The 19,177-nt window shown below is 63.1% G+C and carries 19 protein-coding genes; 4 read left to right on the top strand and 15 right to left on the bottom strand.

Going from position 1 to position 19,177, the window contains the following annotated elements; genetic code table 11:
- Positions 1–77: 77 nt before the first annotated feature.
- The 8 genes from ACH2CW_RS14345 to ACH2CW_RS14310 all read right to left on the bottom strand — a co-directional run bounded on the left by ACH2CW_RS14345 (position 78) and on the right by ACH2CW_RS14310 (position 8,460).
- Positions 78–1,388 (bottom strand): glutamate-5-semialdehyde dehydrogenase, encoded by a 1,311-nt coding sequence (locus ACH2CW_RS14345; RefSeq protein ID WP_395059298.1) that lies wholly within the window; start codon positions 1,386–1,388, stop codon positions 78–80.
- 37 nt (positions 1,389–1,425) lie between these two features.
- Positions 1,426–2,514: a DNA polymerase III subunit delta gene (gene holA, locus ACH2CW_RS14340; RefSeq protein ID WP_395059296.1), complete on the bottom strand. Its 1,089-nt coding sequence runs from the start codon at positions 2,512–2,514 to the stop codon at positions 1,426–1,428.
- Positions 2,515–2,527: 13 nt separating this feature from the next.
- Positions 2,528–3,028, bottom strand: coding sequence for an LPS assembly lipoprotein LptE (gene lptE, locus ACH2CW_RS14335; RefSeq protein WP_395059294.1), 501 nt, complete (start codon positions 3,026–3,028; stop codon positions 2,528–2,530).
- A 10-nt stretch (positions 3,029–3,038) separates the two neighbouring features.
- Positions 3,039–5,687, bottom strand: coding sequence for a leucine--tRNA ligase (gene leuS / locus ACH2CW_RS14330; protein WP_395059292.1), 2,649 nt, complete (start codon positions 5,685–5,687; stop codon positions 3,039–3,041).
- Positions 5,688–5,794: 107 nt separating this feature from the next.
- A complete protein-coding gene (locus ACH2CW_RS14325; protein ID WP_395059290.1) occupies positions 5,795–6,235 on the bottom strand; it encodes an ExbD/TolR family protein in 441 nt (146 codons plus the stop codon).
- The gene (locus ACH2CW_RS14320) at positions 6,235–6,930 is read right to left on the bottom strand and encodes a MotA/TolQ/ExbB proton channel family protein (RefSeq protein ID WP_395059288.1); all 696 of its coding nucleotides are present in this window, start codon (positions 6,928–6,930) and stop codon (positions 6,235–6,237) included. Before ACH2CW_RS14320 ends, ACH2CW_RS14325 begins: the two co-directional genes overlap by 1 nt.
- A 127-nt stretch (positions 6,931–7,057) precedes the next feature.
- Entirely contained in the window at positions 7,058–7,882 is an 825-nt protein-coding gene (gene dapB, locus ACH2CW_RS14315; protein WP_395059286.1) for a 4-hydroxy-tetrahydrodipicolinate reductase, read from the bottom strand.
- Positions 7,879–8,460 carry an outer membrane protein assembly factor BamE gene (locus ACH2CW_RS14310; protein ID WP_395059284.1) on the bottom strand — a complete coding sequence of 194 codons (582 nt, stop codon included), beginning with the start codon at positions 8,458–8,460 and terminating at the stop codon, positions 7,879–7,881. The genes dapB and ACH2CW_RS14310 overlap by 4 nt, the downstream gene beginning before the upstream one ends.
- A 148-nt stretch (positions 8,461–8,608) precedes the next feature.
- Here ACH2CW_RS14310 and fur point away from each other — a divergent pair, with 148 nt between their 5' ends.
- Complete coding sequence (gene fur, locus ACH2CW_RS14305; protein WP_395059282.1) at positions 8,609–9,061, top strand: ferric iron uptake transcriptional regulator; 453 nt, start codon at positions 8,609–8,611, stop codon at positions 9,059–9,061.
- A gap of 122 nt (positions 9,062–9,183) precedes the next feature.
- On the opposite strand, the gene hprK is transcribed toward fur, so the two are convergent.
- The 3 genes from hprK to hpf form a co-directional block, all read right to left on the bottom strand.
- On the bottom strand, positions 9,184–10,134 hold the full coding sequence (hprK, locus tag ACH2CW_RS14300) for an HPr(Ser) kinase/phosphatase (RefSeq protein WP_188706593.1): 951 nt from the start codon (positions 10,132–10,134) through the stop codon (positions 9,184–9,186).
- 43 nt (positions 10,135–10,177) lie between these two features.
- Positions 10,178–10,651 (bottom strand): PTS sugar transporter subunit IIA, encoded by a 474-nt coding sequence (locus ACH2CW_RS14295; protein ID WP_395059280.1) that lies wholly within the window; start codon positions 10,649–10,651, stop codon positions 10,178–10,180.
- A 141-nt stretch (positions 10,652–10,792) separates the two neighbouring features.
- Positions 10,793–11,122 carry a ribosome hibernation-promoting factor, HPF/YfiA family gene (hpf, locus tag ACH2CW_RS14290; protein ID WP_188706597.1) on the bottom strand — a complete coding sequence of 110 codons (330 nt, stop codon included), beginning with the start codon at positions 11,120–11,122 and terminating at the stop codon, positions 10,793–10,795.
- A 455-nt stretch (positions 11,123–11,577) separates the two neighbouring features.
- Here hpf and ACH2CW_RS14285 point away from each other — a divergent pair, with 455 nt between their 5' ends.
- Both ACH2CW_RS14285 and corA read left to right on the top strand, forming a co-directional pair.
- Positions 11,578–12,798 carry a patatin-like phospholipase family protein gene (locus ACH2CW_RS14285; RefSeq protein ID WP_395059463.1) on the top strand — a complete coding sequence of 407 codons (1,221 nt, stop codon included), beginning with the start codon at positions 11,578–11,580 and terminating at the stop codon, positions 12,796–12,798.
- Positions 12,799–12,994: 196 nt separating this feature from the next.
- Positions 12,995–13,981, top strand: coding sequence for a magnesium/cobalt transporter CorA (corA, locus tag ACH2CW_RS14280; protein ID WP_395059278.1), 987 nt, complete (start codon positions 12,995–12,997; stop codon positions 13,979–13,981).
- Positions 13,982–14,345: 364 nt separating this feature from the next.
- Here corA and ACH2CW_RS14275 read toward each other — a convergent pair whose 3' ends face one another.
- The 4 genes from ACH2CW_RS14275 to purE all read right to left on the bottom strand — a co-directional run bounded on the left by ACH2CW_RS14275 (position 14,346) and on the right by purE (position 17,964).
- The gene (locus tag ACH2CW_RS14275) at positions 14,346–15,182 is read right to left on the bottom strand and encodes an ATP-binding protein (RefSeq protein WP_395059276.1); all 837 of its coding nucleotides are present in this window, start codon (positions 15,180–15,182) and stop codon (positions 14,346–14,348) included.
- 81 nt (positions 15,183–15,263) lie between these two features.
- Complete coding sequence (locus ACH2CW_RS14270; protein ID WP_395059274.1) at positions 15,264–16,244, bottom strand: L-threonylcarbamoyladenylate synthase; 981 nt, start codon at positions 16,242–16,244, stop codon at positions 15,264–15,266.
- A complete protein-coding gene (locus ACH2CW_RS14265) occupies positions 16,241–17,458 on the bottom strand; it encodes a 5-(carboxyamino)imidazole ribonucleotide synthase (protein ID WP_395059272.1) in 1,218 nt (405 codons plus the stop codon). Before ACH2CW_RS14265 ends, ACH2CW_RS14270 begins: the two co-directional genes overlap by 4 nt.
- On the bottom strand, positions 17,455–17,964 hold the full coding sequence (purE, locus tag ACH2CW_RS14260; protein WP_395059270.1) for a 5-(carboxyamino)imidazole ribonucleotide mutase: 510 nt from the start codon (positions 17,962–17,964) through the stop codon (positions 17,455–17,457). Before purE ends, ACH2CW_RS14265 begins: the two co-directional genes overlap by 4 nt.
- A gap of 129 nt (positions 17,965–18,093) precedes the next feature.
- Here purE and trxA point away from each other — a divergent pair, with 129 nt between their 5' ends.
- A complete protein-coding gene (gene trxA / locus ACH2CW_RS14255) occupies positions 18,094–18,993 on the top strand; it encodes a thioredoxin (protein WP_395059268.1) in 900 nt (299 codons plus the stop codon).
- Positions 18,994–19,177: the final 184 nt, after the last annotated feature.

The raw sequence follows: 19,177 nt of genomic DNA, 5'->3' as shown, positions 1-19,177 counted from the left end.
GAAGAAGTCCGGTAAGCCGTCCAGCACAGAGGCGCAGGTAGTGGTTGTAAGAGTAGAGCCAGCCCCACGGGCAAGGCTCAGCGGCGCACTTCGCCTTGACCGAGCACCACGTATTTGAGCGAGGTCAGGCCTTCGATACCGACAGGTCCGCGGGCGTGGAATTTGTCGGTAGAGATGCCAATTTCAGCGCCCAGGCCATATTCGAAACCGTCAGCGAAGCGTGTGCTCGCATTCACCATGACGCTTGCCGAATCAACTTCACGCAGAAAACGCTGTGCATGTGTGTGGTCGCGCGTGAGGATGGCATCGGTATGGTGGCTCGAATATTTGTTGATGTGGGCAATTGCTTCGTCCACATCGGCCAGCACCTTGATGCTGATCACCGGCGCCAGGTATTCCTCGTACCAGTCCTGCTCGGTGGCGGCCTGGACGTTGGCTGCGGGCAACTTCGCCAGGATGGCCTGGGCTTCGGCGTCGCAACGCATCTCCACACCTTTGGCGGCATAAATCGCACCGATTTTCGGCAGGAACTCCGCCGCCACGCCGCGAGCGACCAGCAGGCCTTCGCTGGCATTGCAGGGGCTGTACTTGTGGGTCTTGGCGTTGTCAGCCACGGTCACGGCCATGGCCATGTCACAGGGATCATCGACATACACGTGGCAGTTGCCGTCCAGGTGCTTGATGACCGGCACTTTGGCGTCGCGGCTGATGCGTTCGATCAGGCCCTTGCCGCCGCGCGGAATGACCACGTCCACATACTGCGGCATGGTGATCAGGAGGCCGACGGCTTCGCGGTCGGTGGTCGGCACCAGTTGCACCGCATCGGCCGGCAGGCCGGCCTGCAGCAGCGCCTGCTGCACCAGCGCGGCCAGCGCCTTGTTCGACTCAATGGCCTCAGAGCCACCGCGCAGAATACAGGCATTGCCGCTTTTGATCGCCAGCGACGCAGCTTCAATCGTCACATTTGGCCGGCTTTCGTAAATCATGCCAAACACGCCAATGGGCACCCGCATCTGGCCGACGCGGATGCCGCTGGGCTGCTGCTTCATGCCAATGATCTCGCCGATCACGTCGGGCATGGCCGCGAGTTGTTCGCAGCCGAGGGCGACGGTTTCCAGGGTTTTTGCGTCGAGCCTGAGCCGGTCGAGCAGGGGGCCGGCAAGGCCAGCCGCTGCAGCACGTTGCAGGTCCAGCGCATTGGCGGCCTGCAGGGACGTGATCTGGCTGCGCAGCAAGCCAGCCAAGGCTGAAAGCGCTCTGTTTTTTGTAGCTGATGACGCACGCGCCATAAGGGCCGAGGCTGTTTTTGCCTGCACCCCCAAGGTCTGCATCAGGTCCGGCAGATCGCTGCGGGCAGCCAGGGTGTGGGGGGAGTCGGGCGCATTCATGATCCCATTTTCCTCTAAAACCCTCTTCGTGCGCTTGTTAGGGGCGGCCCTTTGCGGCGCACTGTTCACACACCATATTGGCCAGCCGGTGCAGCGCCTGCCAGCCGTCCTGCGGCCAGTCGGGTTGCTTGAGGCCCTTGACGATGCCGTCCACCTTGTGCGCGGCGTGTAGCAGGTTGGACAGGCTGGTGTCGCCGATTTGCGGCAACACGCGCTCGAACAGTTTTTCCTTGACGCCCCAGACCCGGTTCTCGCGCAGCGCCATCGGCATGGGCCGGCCGGCCTGGATCGCATCCTTGACACGCTTCATGCTGCGGATGTCCTCGGCCAGCGCCCAGTGCACCAGCACCTCGGACTCGCCCTCCGACTGCAGGCCGTCGAGCATGCGCTGCACCCGCAGCGCCTGGCCGCCCAGCACCGCTTCGGACAACTTGAAGACGTCGTAACGGGCGACATTGAGCACCGCGTTTTCAACCTGGGCCAAGCTCAGCACTGCCGAGGCATCGTCGGCGCCCGTCGGGTAGAGCAGACCGAGTTTCTGGATTTCCTGGTGCGCCGCCAGCAGATTACCCTCCACACGGTCGGCAAAAAACTGCAGGGTACGCTGGCCCTCCTCGCCGGCGGCGACCCGCTGGCCCTGTTGCTGCAGACGCTGGGCAATCCAGGCCGGCAGGCTGCGCCGTTCAATCGGGTCGAATTTGACGGTGGTGCCGAAACTCTCGAGCGCGCCAAACCAGGCGCCCTTGGTCGTCATGCTGTCCAGACGCGGCAGCAGCACCAGCGTCAGCGTGCTGTCGTCGCCTCCCTCCTTGCCAGCGCGTTCGGCGATCTGCTGCAGCGCGACCGAGCCGTCCTTGCCCGGCTTGCCGCTGGGGATGCGGATCTCGATGATTTGTTTGTCCGCGAACAGGCTCAGCGAACCGCCGCTGGCCAGCACCTCGCTCCAGTCGAAGTGCGCGCCGGCAACAGTGTGGACCGTGCGTTCGGTGTAACCCTGCTCCCGTGCTGCAGCCCGCAAGGCATCGGCAAACTCCTGCACCAGCAAGGGCTCGTCGCCATGCAGCGTGTACAGCGGCTTCAGGCCGCGCTGCAAGTGCTGCTGGAGCTGGTTGGGCGCGAGCTGCATGCCAGGGCGCGCCCTACAGCTCTTTCACCGCCGCCAGCCGCCGGAGCACCTGCTGCACGATGTCGCTTTGCATGTCGCGGTAAAGCAGGGCTTCCTCGGTTTCCTTGGCCAGCACCGCAGATTCGTTGAAGGTGATGTCGCGGGTCAGCAGAATCTCGCTGGGCGGGATCAGCACCTTGCCCGCCAGCGTGCGCAGCCGAAAGGTGAAACGCGTGCGCAACTGAAACTCGCGCACCTGGCCGGCCGCGTTGACACCCACTACGACTTTCTCACGCCTGTCGAACAGCACATCGAAGATCACCTCGGCCTGATCGATCAGGCGCGGATCACGAATCACTTTTACCGTGCCACCCGCCTCCAGGTTGCGGTTGAGCTCGGTGCCCAGCGTGGAACCTTCGGCCACGGTATTGAACAAGGTCTTGAAGGCGTAGTTGGGCGCCTGGCGCAGCGCAAAGCCGCAGGCACTGAGACCTGCGACGGCCGTTGCGGCCAGCAGAAAGACGCGACGTTGCATGGGGGCCCCTTCAGATGACGATATTGACCAGACGACCCGGCACCACGATAACCTTTTTTGCGGGCGCGCCCGCAGCCTGTTTGACAAATGCTTCGGACGCCAGCGCCGCCGCCTCAATCGCAGCCTTGTCCGCGCCGGCAGGCACGGTGACCGAACCGCGCAGCTTGCCGTTGATCTGCAGCACCAGTTCAATCTCGTCCTGCACCAGCGCCGAAGGGTCCACCTCGGGCCAGGTGGCGTCGAGCAGATCGCCATGGTCCTTCGCAAAACCCAGGTCGCTCCACAGGGCATGCGCTACATGGGGCGTGGCGGGGTAGAGGCAGCGCAGCAGGATGCCCATGCCTTCGCGCAGCGCAAAAGCCGCGCCGGCCGAGGTCTGGCCTTTGAAATCCTCCAGGGCATTGAGCAGCTTCATGCAACCCGACACCACGGTGTTGTACTGCATGCGCTGGTAGTCGTAGTCGATCTGTTTGAGCACCGTGTGGATCTCACGGCGCAGTGCCTGCGTTTCCTTGTCAAATTGAGCCCCAGCCCTTTCTGGACGAGCGCCAGCAGCTCCTGAATTCATAGCATCAAGCTTGGCACCGAAATTCCAGACCCGGCGCAGGAAACGGTAGGAGCCTTCAACCCCCGCGTCGTTCCACTCGAGTGTGGCTTCTGGCGGTGAGGTGAACATGGTGTAGAGGCGTGCGGTGTCAGCGCCGTACTTCTCGATCAGGTCCTGCGGGTCCACGCCGTTGTTTTTGCTCTTGCTCATGGTGCCCACACCTTCGTAGGTGACCATGGAGCCGTCCTTGCGCAATTTGGCGCCCGTGACCTTGCCGTGTTCGTCATGTATGTCGTCGACGTCGGCCGGCCAGAAGTACTCGACGCCACCTTTGGTGCCCTTGCGCGAGTAGATGTGGTTGAGCACCATGCCCTGGGTCAACAGCTTGGTGAAGGGCTCATCGACCTGGACCAGATCCAGGTCACGCATGACCTTGGTCCAGAAACGCGCGTACAGCAAGTGCAGGATGGCGTGTTCGATACCGCCGATGTACTGGTCCATCGGCATCCAGTAGCTGGCGCCCTCGGCCACCATCTTGTCGTCATTCTTCGGGTCGCAATAACGCATGAAGTACCAGGAGCTGTCGACAAAGGTGTCCATGGTGTCGGTCTCGCGCCGCGCGGCCTTGCCGCAGACCGGGCAGACCACACCGGCGTGAAAACCTTCGTGTTTGTGCAGCGGGTTGCCGGAGCCGTCGGGCACGCAGTCCTGCGGCAGCACCACCGGCAAATCCTTTTCCGGCACGGGCACCGCGCCGTGTTCATCGCAATGGATGATGGGTATCGGCGTGCCCCAGTAGCGCTGGCGGCTCACACCCCAGTCTCGCAGGCGCCAGGTGGTTTTCTTTTCGCCCAGGCCCTTGGCTGCCAGATCGGCTGCGACAGCATCAACGGCAGCCTTGAAGGCCAGGCCGTTGTACTTGCCGGAATTGATCGCCACGCCCTGCTGCTTGTCGCCGTACCAGTCGGCCCAGGCTGCAGTGCTGTAGGTCTTGCCGGCGACATCGGTCACCTGCTTGATGGGCAATCCGTACTTCTGGGCGAACTCAAAATCGCGCTCGTCATGCGCCGGCACACCCATGACTGCGCCGTCGCCGTAACTCATGAGCACGTAGTTGCCAACCCAGACCTCGACCTGCTCGCCGGTCAAAGGGTGAGTGACGAACAAGCCGGTCGCCTGGCCTTTTTTTTCCTGCGTGGCCAATTCGGCCTCGGTGGTACCGCCGGACTTGCAATCCTCGATGAAGGCTGCGAGTTCCGGATTCGACATCGCCGCGTGAATGGCCAGCGGGTGCTCGGGGGCCACGGCACAGAAGGTCACCCCCATGATGGTGTCGGCACGGGTGGTGAAGACATACATCTTGCCGTCGTCGATCAGGGCTCCGGACGCATCCCTGATCTCATGCGGAAACGCAAAACGCACACCCTCGCTTTTGCCTATCCAGTTTTCCTGCATCAGCTTGACGCGTTCGGGCCAGCCCGGCAGCTTGTGACTGACACTGTCGAGCAGTTCATCGGCATACGCGGTGATCTTCAGGTAATAGCCAGGGATTTCGCGTTTTTCAACGACGGCGCCAGTGCGCCAGCCCTTGCCGTCGATCACCTGCTCGTTGGCCAGCACAGTTTGGTCCACCGGGTCCCAGTTGACGACCTGGGTCTTGCGGTAGGCAAGCCCCGAGTCCAGCATCTTCAAAAACAGCCATTGGTTCCACTTGTAATAACTTGGGTCGCAGGTGGCAACTTCGCGCGACCAGTCGATGGCCAGGCCCATCGCCTGCATCTGCTTTTTCATGTAGGCGATGTTGTCGTAGGTCCACTTCGCCGGCGGCACACCGTTTTTCATCGCAGCGTTTTCAGCCGGCAGGCCGAAGGCGTCCCAGCCCATGGGCATCAGCACGTTGTAGCCCTTCATGCGCAGGTAACGCGAGAGCATGTCGTTGATGGTGTAGTTCCGCACATGGCCCATATGCAGCTTGCCGCTGGGGTAGGGCAACATCGAGCAGGCGTAGTACTTCTTCTTGCTGCTGTCTTCGGTGACGCGGTAGGCGTCGGACGCCGTCCATTGGCTCTGCGCACTGCGCTCAACATGGAGGTGATCGTATTTGTCTTGCATGGCGCGCGAAAAAGAAAGAGAGGAAAAGAGAAAAAAGAGGGGGGGCAGCCCATGGCTGCCGCCTGCAGGGATTTTAGGCGCTGGCCGATCCGGGCCTCGGCAGGTCTTCAGGGCCGGGCGCTGAGGGCGGGTTCGGCGGGCGCATCAGCCACAAAGCCGATGCGGTTCAGCCCGGCTTTCTGGGCGATGCCCATGACCTCAACGATGCGGCCATACGGCACGGCCTCATCGGCACGCAATTGCACTTCGGTGTCCGGATTCAGCGCGGCGCTTTGCCGCAGGCTTCGCGCCATCTGCACGGCTGACACCGGCTGATCGTTGAGAAAAGCCTGGCCGCTTTTGTCAACGACCAGGGTCACAAACTGCGGCACCTCACTGGGTTGCGCCGCATCGCTTCGGGGCAGGTCGAGCCGGATCGTACTGGCCAGCAGCGGGGCGGTGATGATGAAGATCACCACCAGCACCAGCATGACATCGACCAGCGGGGTCACGTTGATTTCGCTGAAGGGCTGGGCGCCCGGCGTGCGTTCGAGGCGGCCAAAACTCATCAGGCCCCCCGCCCCGTGTCCTGCTGCCCGTTACGGTGCGGTGCCGTGGTGACGGCATGGGGTGCCGCGAGCAATTCACGCAAATCGTAGGCAAACCCTTCGAGGTCGGCCTCGATGCGGCTGATGTTGCGCCCGAAAATGTTGTACGCCAGCACGGCCGGAATGGCCACCGCCAGCCCGGCGGCCGTCATGATCAGCGCCTCGCCAACCGGTCCGGATACCTTGTCGATGGTGATCTGGCCAGCGGCGGCAATACCCACCAGCGCATGGTAAATGCCCCAGACCGTGCCCAGCAGGCCGACAAAGGGTGCGGTGGAGCCGACGGTGGCCAGCAGGACCTGGCCATACTGCAACTTGCGAAGTACCACGTGCAGGGCATCGCGAAGCATCCGGGTCAGTTGCTGGGACCGGTCGCCGGCCGAGGCCAGCGTACCCGGGGCCTGCAGCCCGGTGGCAGCGATCAGGGGCAGGACCAGCGACTCCCGGTCGAAGGCGGCCACCTTCTGCTGCGCATCGGGGATCGCGGGCGACTGCCAGAACACCGCGGTGCTGCGGGCCACATCGCCGCTGGCACGCCGCAGCAGCCAGGCCTTCCACACGATCACCACCCAGCTGGCCACCGACATGAGCAGCAGCAGCGCGGCGACGAGTCCGGTCACGGCGTCGCCCTGGGTGATGAGCGCAAGCAAATTCATAGCGCCCCCACGCTTGTCGCTCCGCGTACTTCGCTGCCCCCCGAGGGGGCGCTGCGCCTGCGGACTGGCAGAGCCAGATCCGCGGCCCTGGCTGGGGAAGACGGGGACACCAGGCTCGTCGCAGCGTTCATTTAAGGTTCAGTACATCGAACATGTCGAACAAACCTGCCTGCTGGCCCGCGAGGAAACGCGCGGCCCGCAGGCTGCCCTGGGCGTAAGTCGCCCGGCTGGACGATTTATGGGTGATTTCAATGCGCTCACCGGTGCCAGCAAACAGCACGGTGTGGTCGCCGACGATGTCGCCGCCGCGAATGGTGGCAAAACCGATGGACGACGGGTCGCGCTCTCCGGTCACGCCTTCACGTGCGTAAACCGCGCAATCCTTGAGGTCGCGGCCCAGGGCGTCGGCCATCACCTCGCCCATCTTGAGCGCGGTGCCCGATGGTGCGTCGACCTTGTGCCGGTGGTGGGCTTCAATGATCTCGATATCGTAGCCGGTGCTCAGGGCCCTGGCCGCCATCTCAAGCAGCTTGAGCGTGACGTTGACGCCGACACTCATGTTGGGCGCCATGACGATGGCGATGTCTTTGGCGGCAGCGGCGATCCCGGCCTTCTGCGCATCGGAAAAGCCGGTGGTGCCGATGACCAGCTTGACGCCGAGTTCGCGGCACACGGCCAGGTGGGCCAGTGTTCCTTCGGGGCGGGTGAAGTCGATCAACACATGAGAGCCAGCCAGACCGGTGGCCAGGTCAGCGGTGATGGCCACACCACTGATGTGGCCCAGAAAAGCCGCTGCGTCTTTGCCCAGCCCAGGGCTGCCCGCCACATCCAGGGCGCCGGTCAACTGGCAATCGTCGCTGGCACGCACGGCTTCGACCAGCATCTGGCCCATGCGACCACCGGCGCCGGCAATCGCAATGTGGTGGCGGGGGACGCTGCTGGCCGGACTCACCGCGCCGGGCCTTCCAGCGGCGGGTAGCTAGCGGTTGGTGGCGCCATCGGGGCCGGCGGCGTTGCGGGCGCGGCACTGGAAGTGGCCGATTTCTTCTCGGCGGCCTTGAGCTGCTCGTCGGTCAGCTCCAGCACCGGCACCTTGCCGAGCTTGCGACGGGAGTCGAGTCTGGAGATAAATTCGGACTCGCTCGGCATGGCATCGCCCTCGAAACGCTCCAGCAGATCGTTCTTGAAAAACACCGTGAACTTGAGCGCCTGTGGCTCGACGCCCTGACGCTTCAAGGTGAATACATAGTCCCAGCGATCCGCATGGAACACGCTGGTCAGCAAGGGCGTGCCCAGCACCTCGCGCACCTGCACCCGAGGCATGCCCGGCTTGAGCAGTTCGACCTGCTCCCTGGACACAAAATTGCCCTGCACGATCTCTATCTTGTAGGGCGTGATCCAGTTGACGGGGTTGATCTTGCTGTCGCTGAGCCCGCTGGTCATGCCCTTGATGCTGCCGCAAGCGGCCAGCACACTACACGCCAGAACGGTAAGAGCGGTTTGGATGCCGTGACGATTTTTTGCAGACATGGGGTTGGGTGTAGCGATATGATTGATCATTGTAGCGGCAGGGTGTTCGCGCCCTCATGGGTGCCCGTCGGCCCGCCGGGCCCGCGTCATGCCCATCTGGCTTCCCCGCTTTTGCCCGTTTTTGCCCACTTTTCTCCGGGATTCCGCCATGAGCAATATCGACGAACTCAAAAACACCGGCCTCAAAGCCACCTTGCCGCGTCTGAAGATCCTGGAGATTTTTCAGGCCGGCAAGCAGCGGCACATGACAGCGGAAGATGTTTTCAGGGTGCTGCTGGAAGACCGCTCGGACATCGGGCTGGCGACGGTGTACCGGGTGCTCACGCAGTTCGAGCAGGCGGGCCTGCTCAACCGCAGCAATTTCGAGTCTGGCAAGGCCGTTTATGAAATCAACGAAGGCCAGCACCACGACCATCTGGTGTGCCTCGATTGCGGCAAGGTCGAGGAGTTTTACGACGCCGAAATTGAAAAGCGACAGCATGCTGTCGCCAAGGCCAAGGGCTTCACGATTGCCGACCACTCACTGTCCATGTACGCCAACTGCACCAAGGACAAGTGCCCGACGCGTCCGCTCACCCCGCGCCACCATGCCCATGGCTGAGCTGCCCAGGCGGCTGTCCGTCAAAATTTAAAGGGAACAGGCTCGGACCCACAATTATTGGGCGTGAGCAGCTATTAAATCAATAGCAAACAACAAGCAGGGGACGACCTTGGGGGTCAGGATCAGCCGCCCCGTTCCATGGCCTGGCGGTGTCGCTCGACAAACTCCTGATAGGTGTCGATGCCGCGCAGTTGCAGAATGACGTTGCGCACTGCGGCCTCGACAAGCACGGCAATGTTGCGTCCGGCCACCACCTGAATCACCACCTTGCGCACCGGAATACCGAGTACGTCCTGCGTCAGCGGTTCATAAGGAATGCGCTCGTATTCGCGCTCCAGCGTTTCGCGCCGCACCAGGTGCACGATCAGCTTGAGCCGCATCTTCCGGCGCACCGCCGTTTCGCCAAAAATGGCCTTGATGTCGAGCAGGCCGATGCCCCGTACTTCCAGCAGGTTCTGCAGCAGCTCGGGGCAGCGGCCCTCAATCGTGGTCTGGTTGATACGGTACAAATCCACCGCGTCATCGGCCACCAGGCCATGGCCGCGCGAGATCAGCTCCAGGCCGAGCTCACTTTTACCGAGCCCAGACTCGCCGGTGATCATCAGACCCACGCCGAGGATGTCCATGAACACGCCGTGCATGGAGGTGCGATCGGCAAAATGTTTGGACAGGTAGGCGCGCAACACGTCGATCACAAACGCCGCAGACTCCTGGGTCGCAAACATCGGAATCTGCGCACGCTCGCACATTGACAGCAGGGTGTCGGGCGCAACTTGACCGTCAGCAATGATCAGCACCGGTGGTTCCAGCGTGACGATGCGCGAGATCCGGCGGGCACAGTCTTCAGGGCTGCCGTTGCTGAGGTAAGCAATTTCGCGCTCACCGAGCAGTTGCACCCGGTAGGGGTGGATGTAGTTGAGGTAACCGACCAGGTCGGCGCCGGAGCGGGCGGCCCGCACTGCCACCTCATCAAAGCGTCGTTCGGAGGCGCCCAGGCCGGCCACCCACTCCCACTTCAGCGCGGCGCGGTGGTCCTCGAACAGGACGTCGGCGCTGACAACGGTGGGCTTCATGCCTGGGTTTTCAGGGACACCTGTGTCAGGTCACAGCGCATGGTCAGGGGCTGACAGCGTGACTGGACTGCCACGCGGCGATCAGCGCGTGCAGGGCGACAGCGTCGGTGCAGGCCTTGAGCTGCTCGCGCAGGGCGCTGTCACTGAGCAGTTCGGCGATTTCAGACAGAATTTCCAGATGTTTCTGGGTCGCCGCCTCGGGCACCAGCAAAAAAATCAGCAGGCCAACCGCCTGCTCATCGGGCGCATCGAAACCAATCGGCGCGTGCAACTGAAACACCGCCGCCATCGGCGCTTTCAGGCCCTTGATGCGGCCGTGCGGAATCGCCACGCCGTGGCCCAGGCCAGTTGAGCCGAGGCGTTCACGCGCAAACAGGCTGTCGGTGATCAGGGCGCGGTTCAAACCGTGCTGGTTTTCAAACAGCAAGCCTGCCTCTTCAAAAGCGCGCTTTTTGCTGGTGGCCTCAACACTCACCAGGACCTGGGCGGAAGGCAGAATTTGCGAAAGACGGTTCATAACGATCTTTTAGTCGCCGAATTATGCACTTTCATAAGCATCGATACCATCCGGCGCATAAAAAAGCCGCCTGAGAGCACAGACGGCTTTTCCGTATCACGTATCCCTTTTGAGCCAGCCACCGCAGCGGCTGTGCGCCCATCAGGCCTGGCGCTTCGCGGCAACGTGGTGGTGGTCCTGGGTTTTGGTCTTGTAACGCCCGACCTGGCGGTCCAGCTTGTCGGTCAGCTCATCAACCGCCGCATACAAATCAGCATGCGAACTCTCGGCAAACAGATCACGCCCCTTGACATGCACATTGCACTCAGCCCGTTGGCGCCGCTCCTTCTCCTTCATGTTGTCAATCGTCAACAAGACTTTGACATCGACCACCTGATCAAAATGCCGGGTAATTCGATCCAGCTTGCTGGTCACATAGCCGCGCAGGGCGGGGGTAACTTCAAGATGGTGGCCGCTGATCGTCAAGTTCATAAAGAGACTCCTTTTCCATGGCTGGAGGGGGTTTAAAAACACCGACTGGCCCAAGCGGCAAGGCGGCGGACGGACAACGCTCTTGGTTTCACTATGCGCCTGAAGCCGGGCAAACGCAATCCTGCGGCGCAAGAAAAAATGAAACAAGTCTCACGGGCATCACGCAGGCGCCGCAGGGCACCTCGCAGGCCCGGTCAGTGTTGTTGATTTTTATGAATTTTTTAATGGTTTTTTGTCCTTTTGGCAATCGGCCAGATGCAAGCGGGGGCGGTCAAGGTCGCCAGTCCCACTGCGCAAGGCCCCGCGATTTGCTCAGGATTGGGCCAGCCCCGAATGGCAGACGTCCTGGCTGTGGCCCTAATATCTGCGTCACTGTCTCCTCCCCTGTTCCGGAGTCCCGCGCATGAACCCCGCCTTTGCCCGCATCCATGGTGACCCCCAGACTACCGGGCGCCATGTCGCTTGAAACGATTATTTCCTACGGCCTGACACGGCCTGACGAAAATCTCACCGCGCTGGTGTTGATGGGCGGAGGCGCCCGCACCGCTTACCAGGCCGGCGTGCTGCAGGCGGTGGCCCGCATCGTGGCCCCACCCAACGAGACCGGGAAAGAGCCGCATTTCCCATTCAAAATTCTGGTCGGAACCTCGGCCGGCGCGCTCAATGCCTGCTACCTGGCGAGCCGGGCCAGCGAGGGGCCGGCAGCGTTTGAGCAACTCGCCAGCTTCTGGGCCACGCTGCGTTCGGCGCAGGTCTACCAGCTCAAGGTACCCGGCTGGATACGTTCCAGCCGTATTGCTGCGGCTCTGTTTCTGTCCCAACAGGTGCGCAAGCAGCAGGCTTTCCTGAACAATACGCCGCTGGTGGACACGCTGCACCGCGCGATTTCGCTGACCCGCATCGACGAGGCCTTGCAGAACAAGACCCTGCTGGCACTGGCGGTAACCGCGTCGAGCTACACCAGCGGCGTGCACTGGACTTTTTGCCAGACGGCCAGCGCCGGATCCGGCTTGTGGCAGCGCCCCGGCCGGCGTGCCGAGTTCCAGCCCATCACGATTGAACACCTGATGGCCTCCAGTGCCATTCCTTTCCTGTTTCCTGCCACGCCTTTGTGGGTCGATGGGCGCCGCGAGTTTTTTGGCGACGGCTCGATGCGCCAGAGTTCACCGCTGTCGTCGGCGCTGCACCTGGGCGCCAGCAAGATCCTGGTCATCGGTGTCGGTCAGCCGGAACGCGCCGGCTTCGCCGGCAACAGCAACCCGGGCATCGCGGCCAGGCCGTCGCTGGGTGCGATTGCCGGGCACGCGCTGGCCAGCGTTTTTCAGGACACCTTGCAGGCCGATGTCGAGCAGGCCCAGCGCGTGAGCAAAACACTGCGGCAGATGCCGCGTGAAATCGCCGCCGTCATGCCTTACCGGCCTATCGAGGTTCTGGCCATTTCGCCGTCTCAATCGCTTGACGCACTGGCCCAAGCGCATGCCGGGGAGTTGCCCGCCGCGACCTACAACGCGCTGGCGGGGCTGGGCGCGCTCGGCGCACGGGGCAGTCCCAGCGGCGCGGCACTGGCAAGTTACCTGCTGTTTGAGCCTGGTTTCGTCAAGGCACTGATGGCTCTGGGGGAACGGGACGCTTATGCGCGCAAGGATGAATTGCTGGCATTTTTTGGCCCGCCCTGAAGCTGCAAACAGCCGATGGATGCCATAATCACGCGATCTTGATGACGGAGAAATCCTTGGAAAGCAGCCCCAGTCGCTAGCTTTCAACACCGCAGACTGTTGCTGACGGGGTTGAAAGCGATGCCACATCCGCAACCCCGCCGACGCACCCGGCTGACGCCCGGTGCCGGCGCCCCAAACTGATTGGGAGCCAGTCATGCTCAATATTTTCACGCTTGCCAACGGGCGGCTGTTCCAGGAAGAAATCGAATCCCTGGAAGAGTTGTCCAAATTCCAGCCGATCTGGGTGGATCTGGAATCACCCACGCTTGAAGAAAAGCGCTGGATCAAGCAGTACTACGGCCTGTCGATCCCGGAAGACGCGATGGACGAGGACATCGAGGAGTCCGCGCGTTTTTACGAAGAAGACAACGGCGAGCTTCACATCCGCTCCGACTTCCTGATTGCCGACGACGCAGAACCGCGCACGGTACGGGTCGCCTTTATCCTGAACCTGGTCAACGACAACCTCAAAAGCAAAGGCGTGCTGTTTTCCATCCACGACGAGGATGTCCCGGTGTTCCGCCTGCTGCGCATGCGTGCCCGCCGCGCGCCGGGGCTGATTGAGGACGCCAAGGAAGTCCTGCTCAAGCTGTTTGACGCCGATGCCGAATACTCCGCTGACACGCTGGAAAACATCTACGTTGAACTGGAAAAAGTCAGCACCAAGGTGCTGTCGGGCGACGTGACCGATGCTTTGGCCGGCGAGGTGCTGGGCGCCATCGCGCGCCACGAGGACTTGAACGGCCGTATCCGCCGCAACGTGATGGACACCCGCCGCGCCGTCAGCTTCATGATGCGCAGCAAGATGCTCAACGCCGAGCAATTCGAGGAAGCGCGCCAGATCCTGCGCGACATCGACTCGCTGGACTCGCACACCGCCTTTCTGTTCGACAAGATCAACTTTTTGATGGACGCCACGGTGGGTTTCATCAACATCAACCAGAACAAGATCATCAAGATCTTCTCGGTGGCCAGCGTCGCCCTGTTGCCGCCGACACTGATCGCCAGTGTCTACGGCATGAACTTCAAGCTGATGCCCGAACTGGACTGGGCACTCGGTTATCCCTATGCCCTGCTGCTGATGGCGGCCAGTGCGGTGGTGCCGATGTGGTACTTCCGGAAGCGGGGCTGGTTGAAGTAGGGCGGGCCGCTAGCGCGGCCCAGTCGGGGAACGCCGCGCCTCGGCCAGCGCATGCTGTTGAAGTGCTTCGAGCAAGCCGGGGGTTGCCCGGCAGCAACTCACTTTCTTTATGCGTCGCCAAAAAGAAAGTAAGCAAAGAAAAAGGCGACCCTGTTGTCTGCGTCCCCTCCGCTTCGCTGCGGGGCAACCTGCGGTGCTCGGTCCAGCCGGGGTCGAGCTCGAACTCGCCTTTGGCTCAGACAATCGCTCGCCCTGATCCGTCCGGACCTTCGCTCCTCGGCGCATACAGAAGGGTGGGGGGTTGGGAGTGGGGAGTTGAAACTACTGCCGGAAACAAATCAGGGTCGCAGCGTGATGCAGGCGATCAAACCCCAGACAAGGTGAAGTAGACGGTCGCACCTTCTTCAACCGCCGCCTCGGCCCAGATCTTTCCACCGTGCCGCGTGACGATCCGCTGCACCGTCGCCAGGCCCGCGCCGATGCCGGGAAAGTCCGACGAGACATGCATGCGCTGAAAGATGCCGAACAGTTTTTCAGCATGGGCCATGTCAAAACCCGCTCCCTGGTCGCGGACAAAGTAGACCGTCTCGCCTTCGGCGCCGGGCTGGCTGCCGACGGTGACAACGGTCTTGTCCTTTTTGGCGCTGAACTTCCAGGCGTTACCGACCAGGTGATCCACCAATTGCTTGAGCAGTGCCGGGTCGCCCTGGGCGATCAGGCCTGGCTGCACATCGACCTGCGCCAGGCGCGCGGGCTCGGCCGCCTGCAGCGCCGCAAACGCGCCCTGCGCCAGCGCGCCCAGATCTACCGCATGCAAGTTCATGGGTGCGCGCAGCAGGCGCGACACCACCAGCAAGGCACCAATCAGCTCGTTGATATTGGCCACCCCCAGCCGGAGCCGCTGCAGATAATGTTTGCTGCGCTCCACATCGCCCTTGGCCGAGGCGCCCTCAAGCAACCGGCTGAAGCCGTCGATGGTGCTCAGCGGCGCGCGCAGGTCGTGGGATACCGAGTAGGAAAACGATTCGAGTTCCTTGATGGCCGCCGCCACATCTGCCTCGCGCTGACGCAACTGCGCTTCCAGCGCGGCAGTGACGCGCACAATCTCCAGCGCTGCTGCGTCGGGGGCCCGGCCCTCACGCAATTGCTGCACCAAGGCAGTGATGGTTGAGGTGGCGCCGGCGTCGATGCGAGAGGTCATGGGTGCGCTTTCAAAGAATGGGTGCTCATGGTGCGGCGCGCAAGGCAGCGCATCCACTATGCACCGCGGCAGCGCCATGCGTCAATCCGCAGCCGCCCGCCCCAACCGGTCCCGAACGCCGTCCCACGCGGGACCAGGAGGTGGATGCTCAATCCAGATCAGCTTGACGCCCTGTGCATCAAAGGCGCGCAGCACCGCGAACAGTTGCTGCGCCGCGGCGAGCGCATCGTCCGGCATGCGGCGGTAGATCACCTTGTCAGACTTGATGCGCATGATGGACCGGGCATACACCGCGATGTGGGCCGCGTCAGCGCCCAGCAGGTCCAGCGCCGCCTGAATGGCGGCGGCGTCCATCAGGCGCACCCTGGCGGCGGGTGCGTAGTGCGAGTCCAGCGTGCCCGAGGCGCGCGGGGCGGCGTCGCCCAGAAATTCCTCGTTGCTCAGCACCGGCTCGCCGCAGGCGGCGTCGAGCTGCGCACGCGTGAACACGCCGGGTCGCAGCAGCACCGGCCGGCCACGTGTGCAGTCGACGATGCTGGACTCGATGCCGACCTCGCACGACCCGCCGTCGAGCACCAGCAGGTCGTCGCCAAATTCGTCGGCCACATGGCGCGCGGTGGTCGGGCTGACACGGCCGAAACGGTTGGCGCTAGGCGCGGCCACGCCGGTACCGCAGGCCTTGAGCAGCGCCTGCGCCACCGGATGGGCCGGGCAGCGCAGGCCGATGGAGTCCTGGCCGCCGGCGGCGGCTGCGGCCACACCTGGCTGGCGCTTCAGAATCACGGTGAGCGGACCGGGCCACAGGGCGGTCATCAGTCGTTCGGCAAACAGCGGGATATCGGCCGCGTAATCGGCCACTTGCGCTGGCTCGGCCACATGTACGATCAGAGGGTGGTCGCTGGGCCGGCCCTTGGCGGCGAAGATGCCGGCCACTGCCGCATCGCTGGAGGCGTCTGCACCCAGGCCATACACCGTCTCGGTGGCAAAACCGACCAGTCCGCCAGCGCGTATCAGACGTGCCGCTTCGGCGATCGCCGCCGCGTCCTTGCCGTCGCGAATCATCCCAGCGCGTCCAGTCCGGGCAGGCCCAGGCGCTGCGCAGCCTGGCGCGCAATGGCCTTCACGCCGGTGATGTCCGCGCCGGTGATGGTGAGGTGGCCCATCTTGCGACCGGCGCGCGCTTCGTGCTTGCCGTAGAGGTGCAGGTGCGTACCCGTCAGCGCCAGCACCGCCTGCCAGTCGGGCGTGCGCGGCTGCCCCGCCGCATCGAACCAGACATCACCCAGCAGGTTCAGCATGATGGCCGGCGAATGCTGGCGCGGCTGCGGCAGCGGCAACCCGGCCATGGCGTGCACCTGCAGGTCAAACTGCGAGACATCGCAGGCGTCCAGGGTGTAGTGGCCGCTGTTGTGCGGGCGCGGCGCCATTTCGTTGACGACCAGCGCGCCGTCGCTGCTGCCGTCATCAATGACAAAAAACTCGACGCACAACACACCGACATAGCCCATGTGTTGTGCTATGGATTCAGTAGCTGTCCGCGCCCGTAGCACAAGGGCTGGAGGCATGTTTTCTTCATAAGCCGCAGTCACCGCGAGGATGCCGTCCACATGAACGTTGTACTGCGGCGCGAAGCCGGTGATGGCGCCGTCCCAGCCGCGCGCGACGATAACCGAACACTCGGCCTTCAGCGGCAGCAGTTTTTCCAGCACGCAGGGCACGCCCTTCAGGCCGGCCCACGCCACGGCCAGCTCGGCCATGTTGGCAACGCGCACCTGACCTTTGCCGTCGTAACCCATGCGGGCGGTTTTCAGGATGCCCGGCAGCAGGTCCGCATCCACGGCTTTGAGCTGTTCCGCGCTGGCGATCACCGCATAAGGCGCGCAGGTCACGCCGGCCACACCCGCGCTGGCTGTGAAGTGCGCCTTTTCCTCGATGCGGTTTTGCGCAATCGCGACGGCCGCTGCGCCCGGCGCCACCGGCCGGCTGGCAGCCAGCGCCCGCAGCGCATCCGCCGGCACGTTCTCGAATTCGGTGGTGACGGCGTCACACAGCGCGGCCAGTTGGGTCAGGCCGTGGGGATCGCTGTAGCCGGTGGCGATGTGGTGGTGGCTGACGCGGCCAGCCGGGCTTTGCGGATCGGGGTCGAGCACGGCGGTGAAATAACCGAGGCGCTGCGCCGCGTGCACAAACATGCGGCCGAGCTGGCCGCCGCCCATCACGCCCAGAGTGGCGGGTTGACCAGAAGCTGAAACCGTGCCGGGGAAAATGGTCTTCATGCGGGTGGCAAGGTCATGGCCTGCGCAGCGGCCGTCTGCTCGGCGCGGAAGGCCTGCAGCTTGCCGGCCAGGGCCTTGTCGTGGGTGGCCAGCATGGCGACGGCAAACAGCGCCGCATTGGCCGCGCCGGCGTTACCGATGGCAAAGGTCGCGACCGGGATGCCCTTGGGCATCTGCACGATGCTGTGCAGCGAATCGACGCCCTGCAGGTGTTTGCTGGCCACCGGTACCCCCAGCACCGGTACCGCAGTTTTGGCCGCCAGCATGCCCGGCAGGTGCGCCGCGCCGCCGGCACCGGCGATGATGGCCTGCAAGCCGCGTCCGGCGGCCTGCTCGGCATAGGCGAACAACTCGTCGGGCATGCGGTGCGCGGAGACCACGCGCGCCTCGTGCGCCACGCCGAATTGCGTCAGGATCTGCACCGCGTGCTGCATGGTGTCCCAGTCGCTGCTGGAGCCCATCAACACGCCCACCACGGGGCTGACGGAAGAATTGCTTGTTGTCATACGGACCTTCAAGGTCGGGGTTGGTCGGCGGGTGCTTGCTGACTGATTTTAAGGGTGCCGTGCTATCGTCCCATTCCGGCACGCCCGCCGCTTGAAAATCTCCCGTCTCACCCTTATTTCCTGAGCACCATGATCGACGTCACCATTGCCAATTTCGAACAGGAAGTCATTGCGGCTTCCATGACCACGCCCGTGCTGATTGATTTCTGGGCGCCCTGGTGCGGGCCCTGCAAATCACTCGGCCCGATTCTGGAAAAGGTCGAGGCTGCCTACGGCGGGCGCTTCAGGCTGGTCAAGATCGACTCCGACCAGGAGCAGCAATTGGGCGCGGCTTTCGGCATCAAAAGCATCCCGACCTGCATCTTGATGGTCAACGGCCAGCCGGTCGATGGTTTCCAGGGCGCGCTGCCCGAAGGCAAGGTCAAGGAGTTCCTCGACAAACACCTGCCGCCGGCCGACGAATTGCCGCCGGCTGAAGAAGAAGCACCGGCACCCGAAGACACCAGCCCCGCCGCCGTGCTCGAAAAACTCAAGGCCGCCGTCGCCATCGACCCGTCCAATGACAACGCGCTGTTCGACTATGTGCGGATGCTGTTGCAGCACGGCCAGCTCGCGCATGCCAAAAACGCGTTTGCGCCAGCCCTTCCCAGAGTGGCGCTGGTGCGCAAGTTCGAGGCCCTGCAGCACTGGTTCAGCGCTATCGAATCAGGAGCTGCTCACCCAGATCTGGTAAAAGCTCAGGCCGGATTTGATGCCAAAATCGCGGCCAGCAAGCGGGATTTCGAAGCGCGTTACGCACTCGCGCAACTCCACATGAACCAGCAGCACTGGGTGAAGGCCATGGATGAGTTGCTTGAAATCCTGATGCGCGACAAGTCGTGGAACGAGGAGCTGGCACGCAAAACCTATGTCTCCATCCTCGAGATCATCGAGCCACCCAAAGTCAAGGTCGCCGACGGGCAGATTCCGCCGGATGATCCGGTGGTGGCGACTTATCGCCGGCGCTTGAGCAGTGTTGTGCTGAGCTGACTCCCCTTCTTGGTGAGTCATCCCGGACTTGATCCGGGATCATCTTTTGCTTCCTCGTGCCGCCTGGGTGTGCCTACGCCTGCTGGCCGGGGGTTGCCCGGCGGCAACTCACTTTCTTTTTGCGTCGCCAAAAAGAAAGTAAGCAAAGAAAAAAGCGACCCGATGGTCTGGGTCCTTCCGCTTC

Source organism: Polaromonas sp., assembly GCF_043778355.1.
Lineage (GTDB): Bacteria > Pseudomonadota > Gammaproteobacteria > Burkholderiales > Burkholderiaceae_C > Polaromonas.
The sequence above is the reverse complement of the archived record's forward strand: the minus strand, read 5'-3'. Positions and strand labels throughout refer to the sequence as shown.

Excerpts from the sequence above, each read along its gene's own strand:
- ACH2CW_RS14265 (WP_395059272.1), bottom strand. The coding sequence starts at position 17,458 with ATGAAGACCATTTTCCCCGGCACGGTTTCAGCTTCTGGTCAACCCGCC.
- holA (WP_395059296.1), bottom strand. The coding sequence starts at position 2,514 with ATGCAGCTCGCGCCCAACCAGCTCCAGCAGCACTTGCAGCGCGGCCTG.
- ACH2CW_RS14270 (WP_395059274.1), bottom strand. The coding sequence starts at position 16,244 with ATGATTCGCGACGGCAAGGACGCGGCGGCGATCGCCGAAGCGGCACGT.
- corA (WP_395059278.1), top strand. The coding sequence starts at position 12,995 with ATGCTCAATATTTTCACGCTTGCCAACGGGCGGCTGTTCCAGGAAGAA.
- ACH2CW_RS14310 (WP_395059284.1), bottom strand. The coding sequence starts at position 8,460 with ATGTCTGCAAAAAATCGTCACGGCATCCAAACCGCTCTTACCGTTCTG.
- leuS (WP_395059292.1), bottom strand. The coding sequence starts at position 5,687 with ATGCAAGACAAATACGATCACCTCCATGTTGAGCGCAGTGCGCAGAGC.
- hprK (WP_188706593.1), bottom strand. The coding sequence starts at position 10,134 with ATGAAGCCCACCGTTGTCAGCGCCGACGTCCTGTTCGAGGACCACCGC.
- ACH2CW_RS14295 (WP_395059280.1), bottom strand. The coding sequence starts at position 10,651 with ATGAACCGTCTTTCGCAAATTCTGCCTTCCGCCCAGGTCCTGGTGAGT.
- lptE (WP_395059294.1), bottom strand. The coding sequence starts at position 3,028 with ATGCAACGTCGCGTCTTTCTGCTGGCCGCAACGGCCGTCGCAGGTCTC.
- purE (WP_395059270.1), bottom strand. The coding sequence starts at position 17,964 with ATGACAACAAGCAATTCTTCCGTCAGCCCCGTGGTGGGCGTGTTGATG.
- ACH2CW_RS14320 (WP_395059288.1), bottom strand. The coding sequence starts at position 6,930 with ATGAATTTGCTTGCGCTCATCACCCAGGGCGACGCCGTGACCGGACTC.
- hpf (WP_188706597.1), bottom strand. The coding sequence starts at position 11,122 with ATGAACTTGACGATCAGCGGCCACCATCTTGAAGTTACCCCCGCCCTG.
- ACH2CW_RS14275 (WP_395059276.1), bottom strand. The coding sequence starts at position 15,182 with ATGACCTCTCGCATCGACGCCGGCGCCACCTCAACCATCACTGCCTTG.
- ACH2CW_RS14325 (WP_395059290.1), bottom strand. The coding sequence starts at position 6,235 with ATGAGTTTTGGCCGCCTCGAACGCACGCCGGGCGCCCAGCCCTTCAGC.
- trxA (WP_395059268.1), top strand. The coding sequence starts at position 18,094 with ATGATCGACGTCACCATTGCCAATTTCGAACAGGAAGTCATTGCGGCT.
- ACH2CW_RS14285 (WP_395059463.1), top strand. The coding sequence starts at position 11,578 with ATGTCGCTTGAAACGATTATTTCCTACGGCCTGACACGGCCTGACGAA.
- ACH2CW_RS14345 (WP_395059298.1), bottom strand. The coding sequence starts at position 1,388 with ATGAATGCGCCCGACTCCCCCCACACCCTGGCTGCCCGCAGCGATCTG.
- fur (WP_395059282.1), top strand. The coding sequence starts at position 8,609 with ATGAGCAATATCGACGAACTCAAAAACACCGGCCTCAAAGCCACCTTG.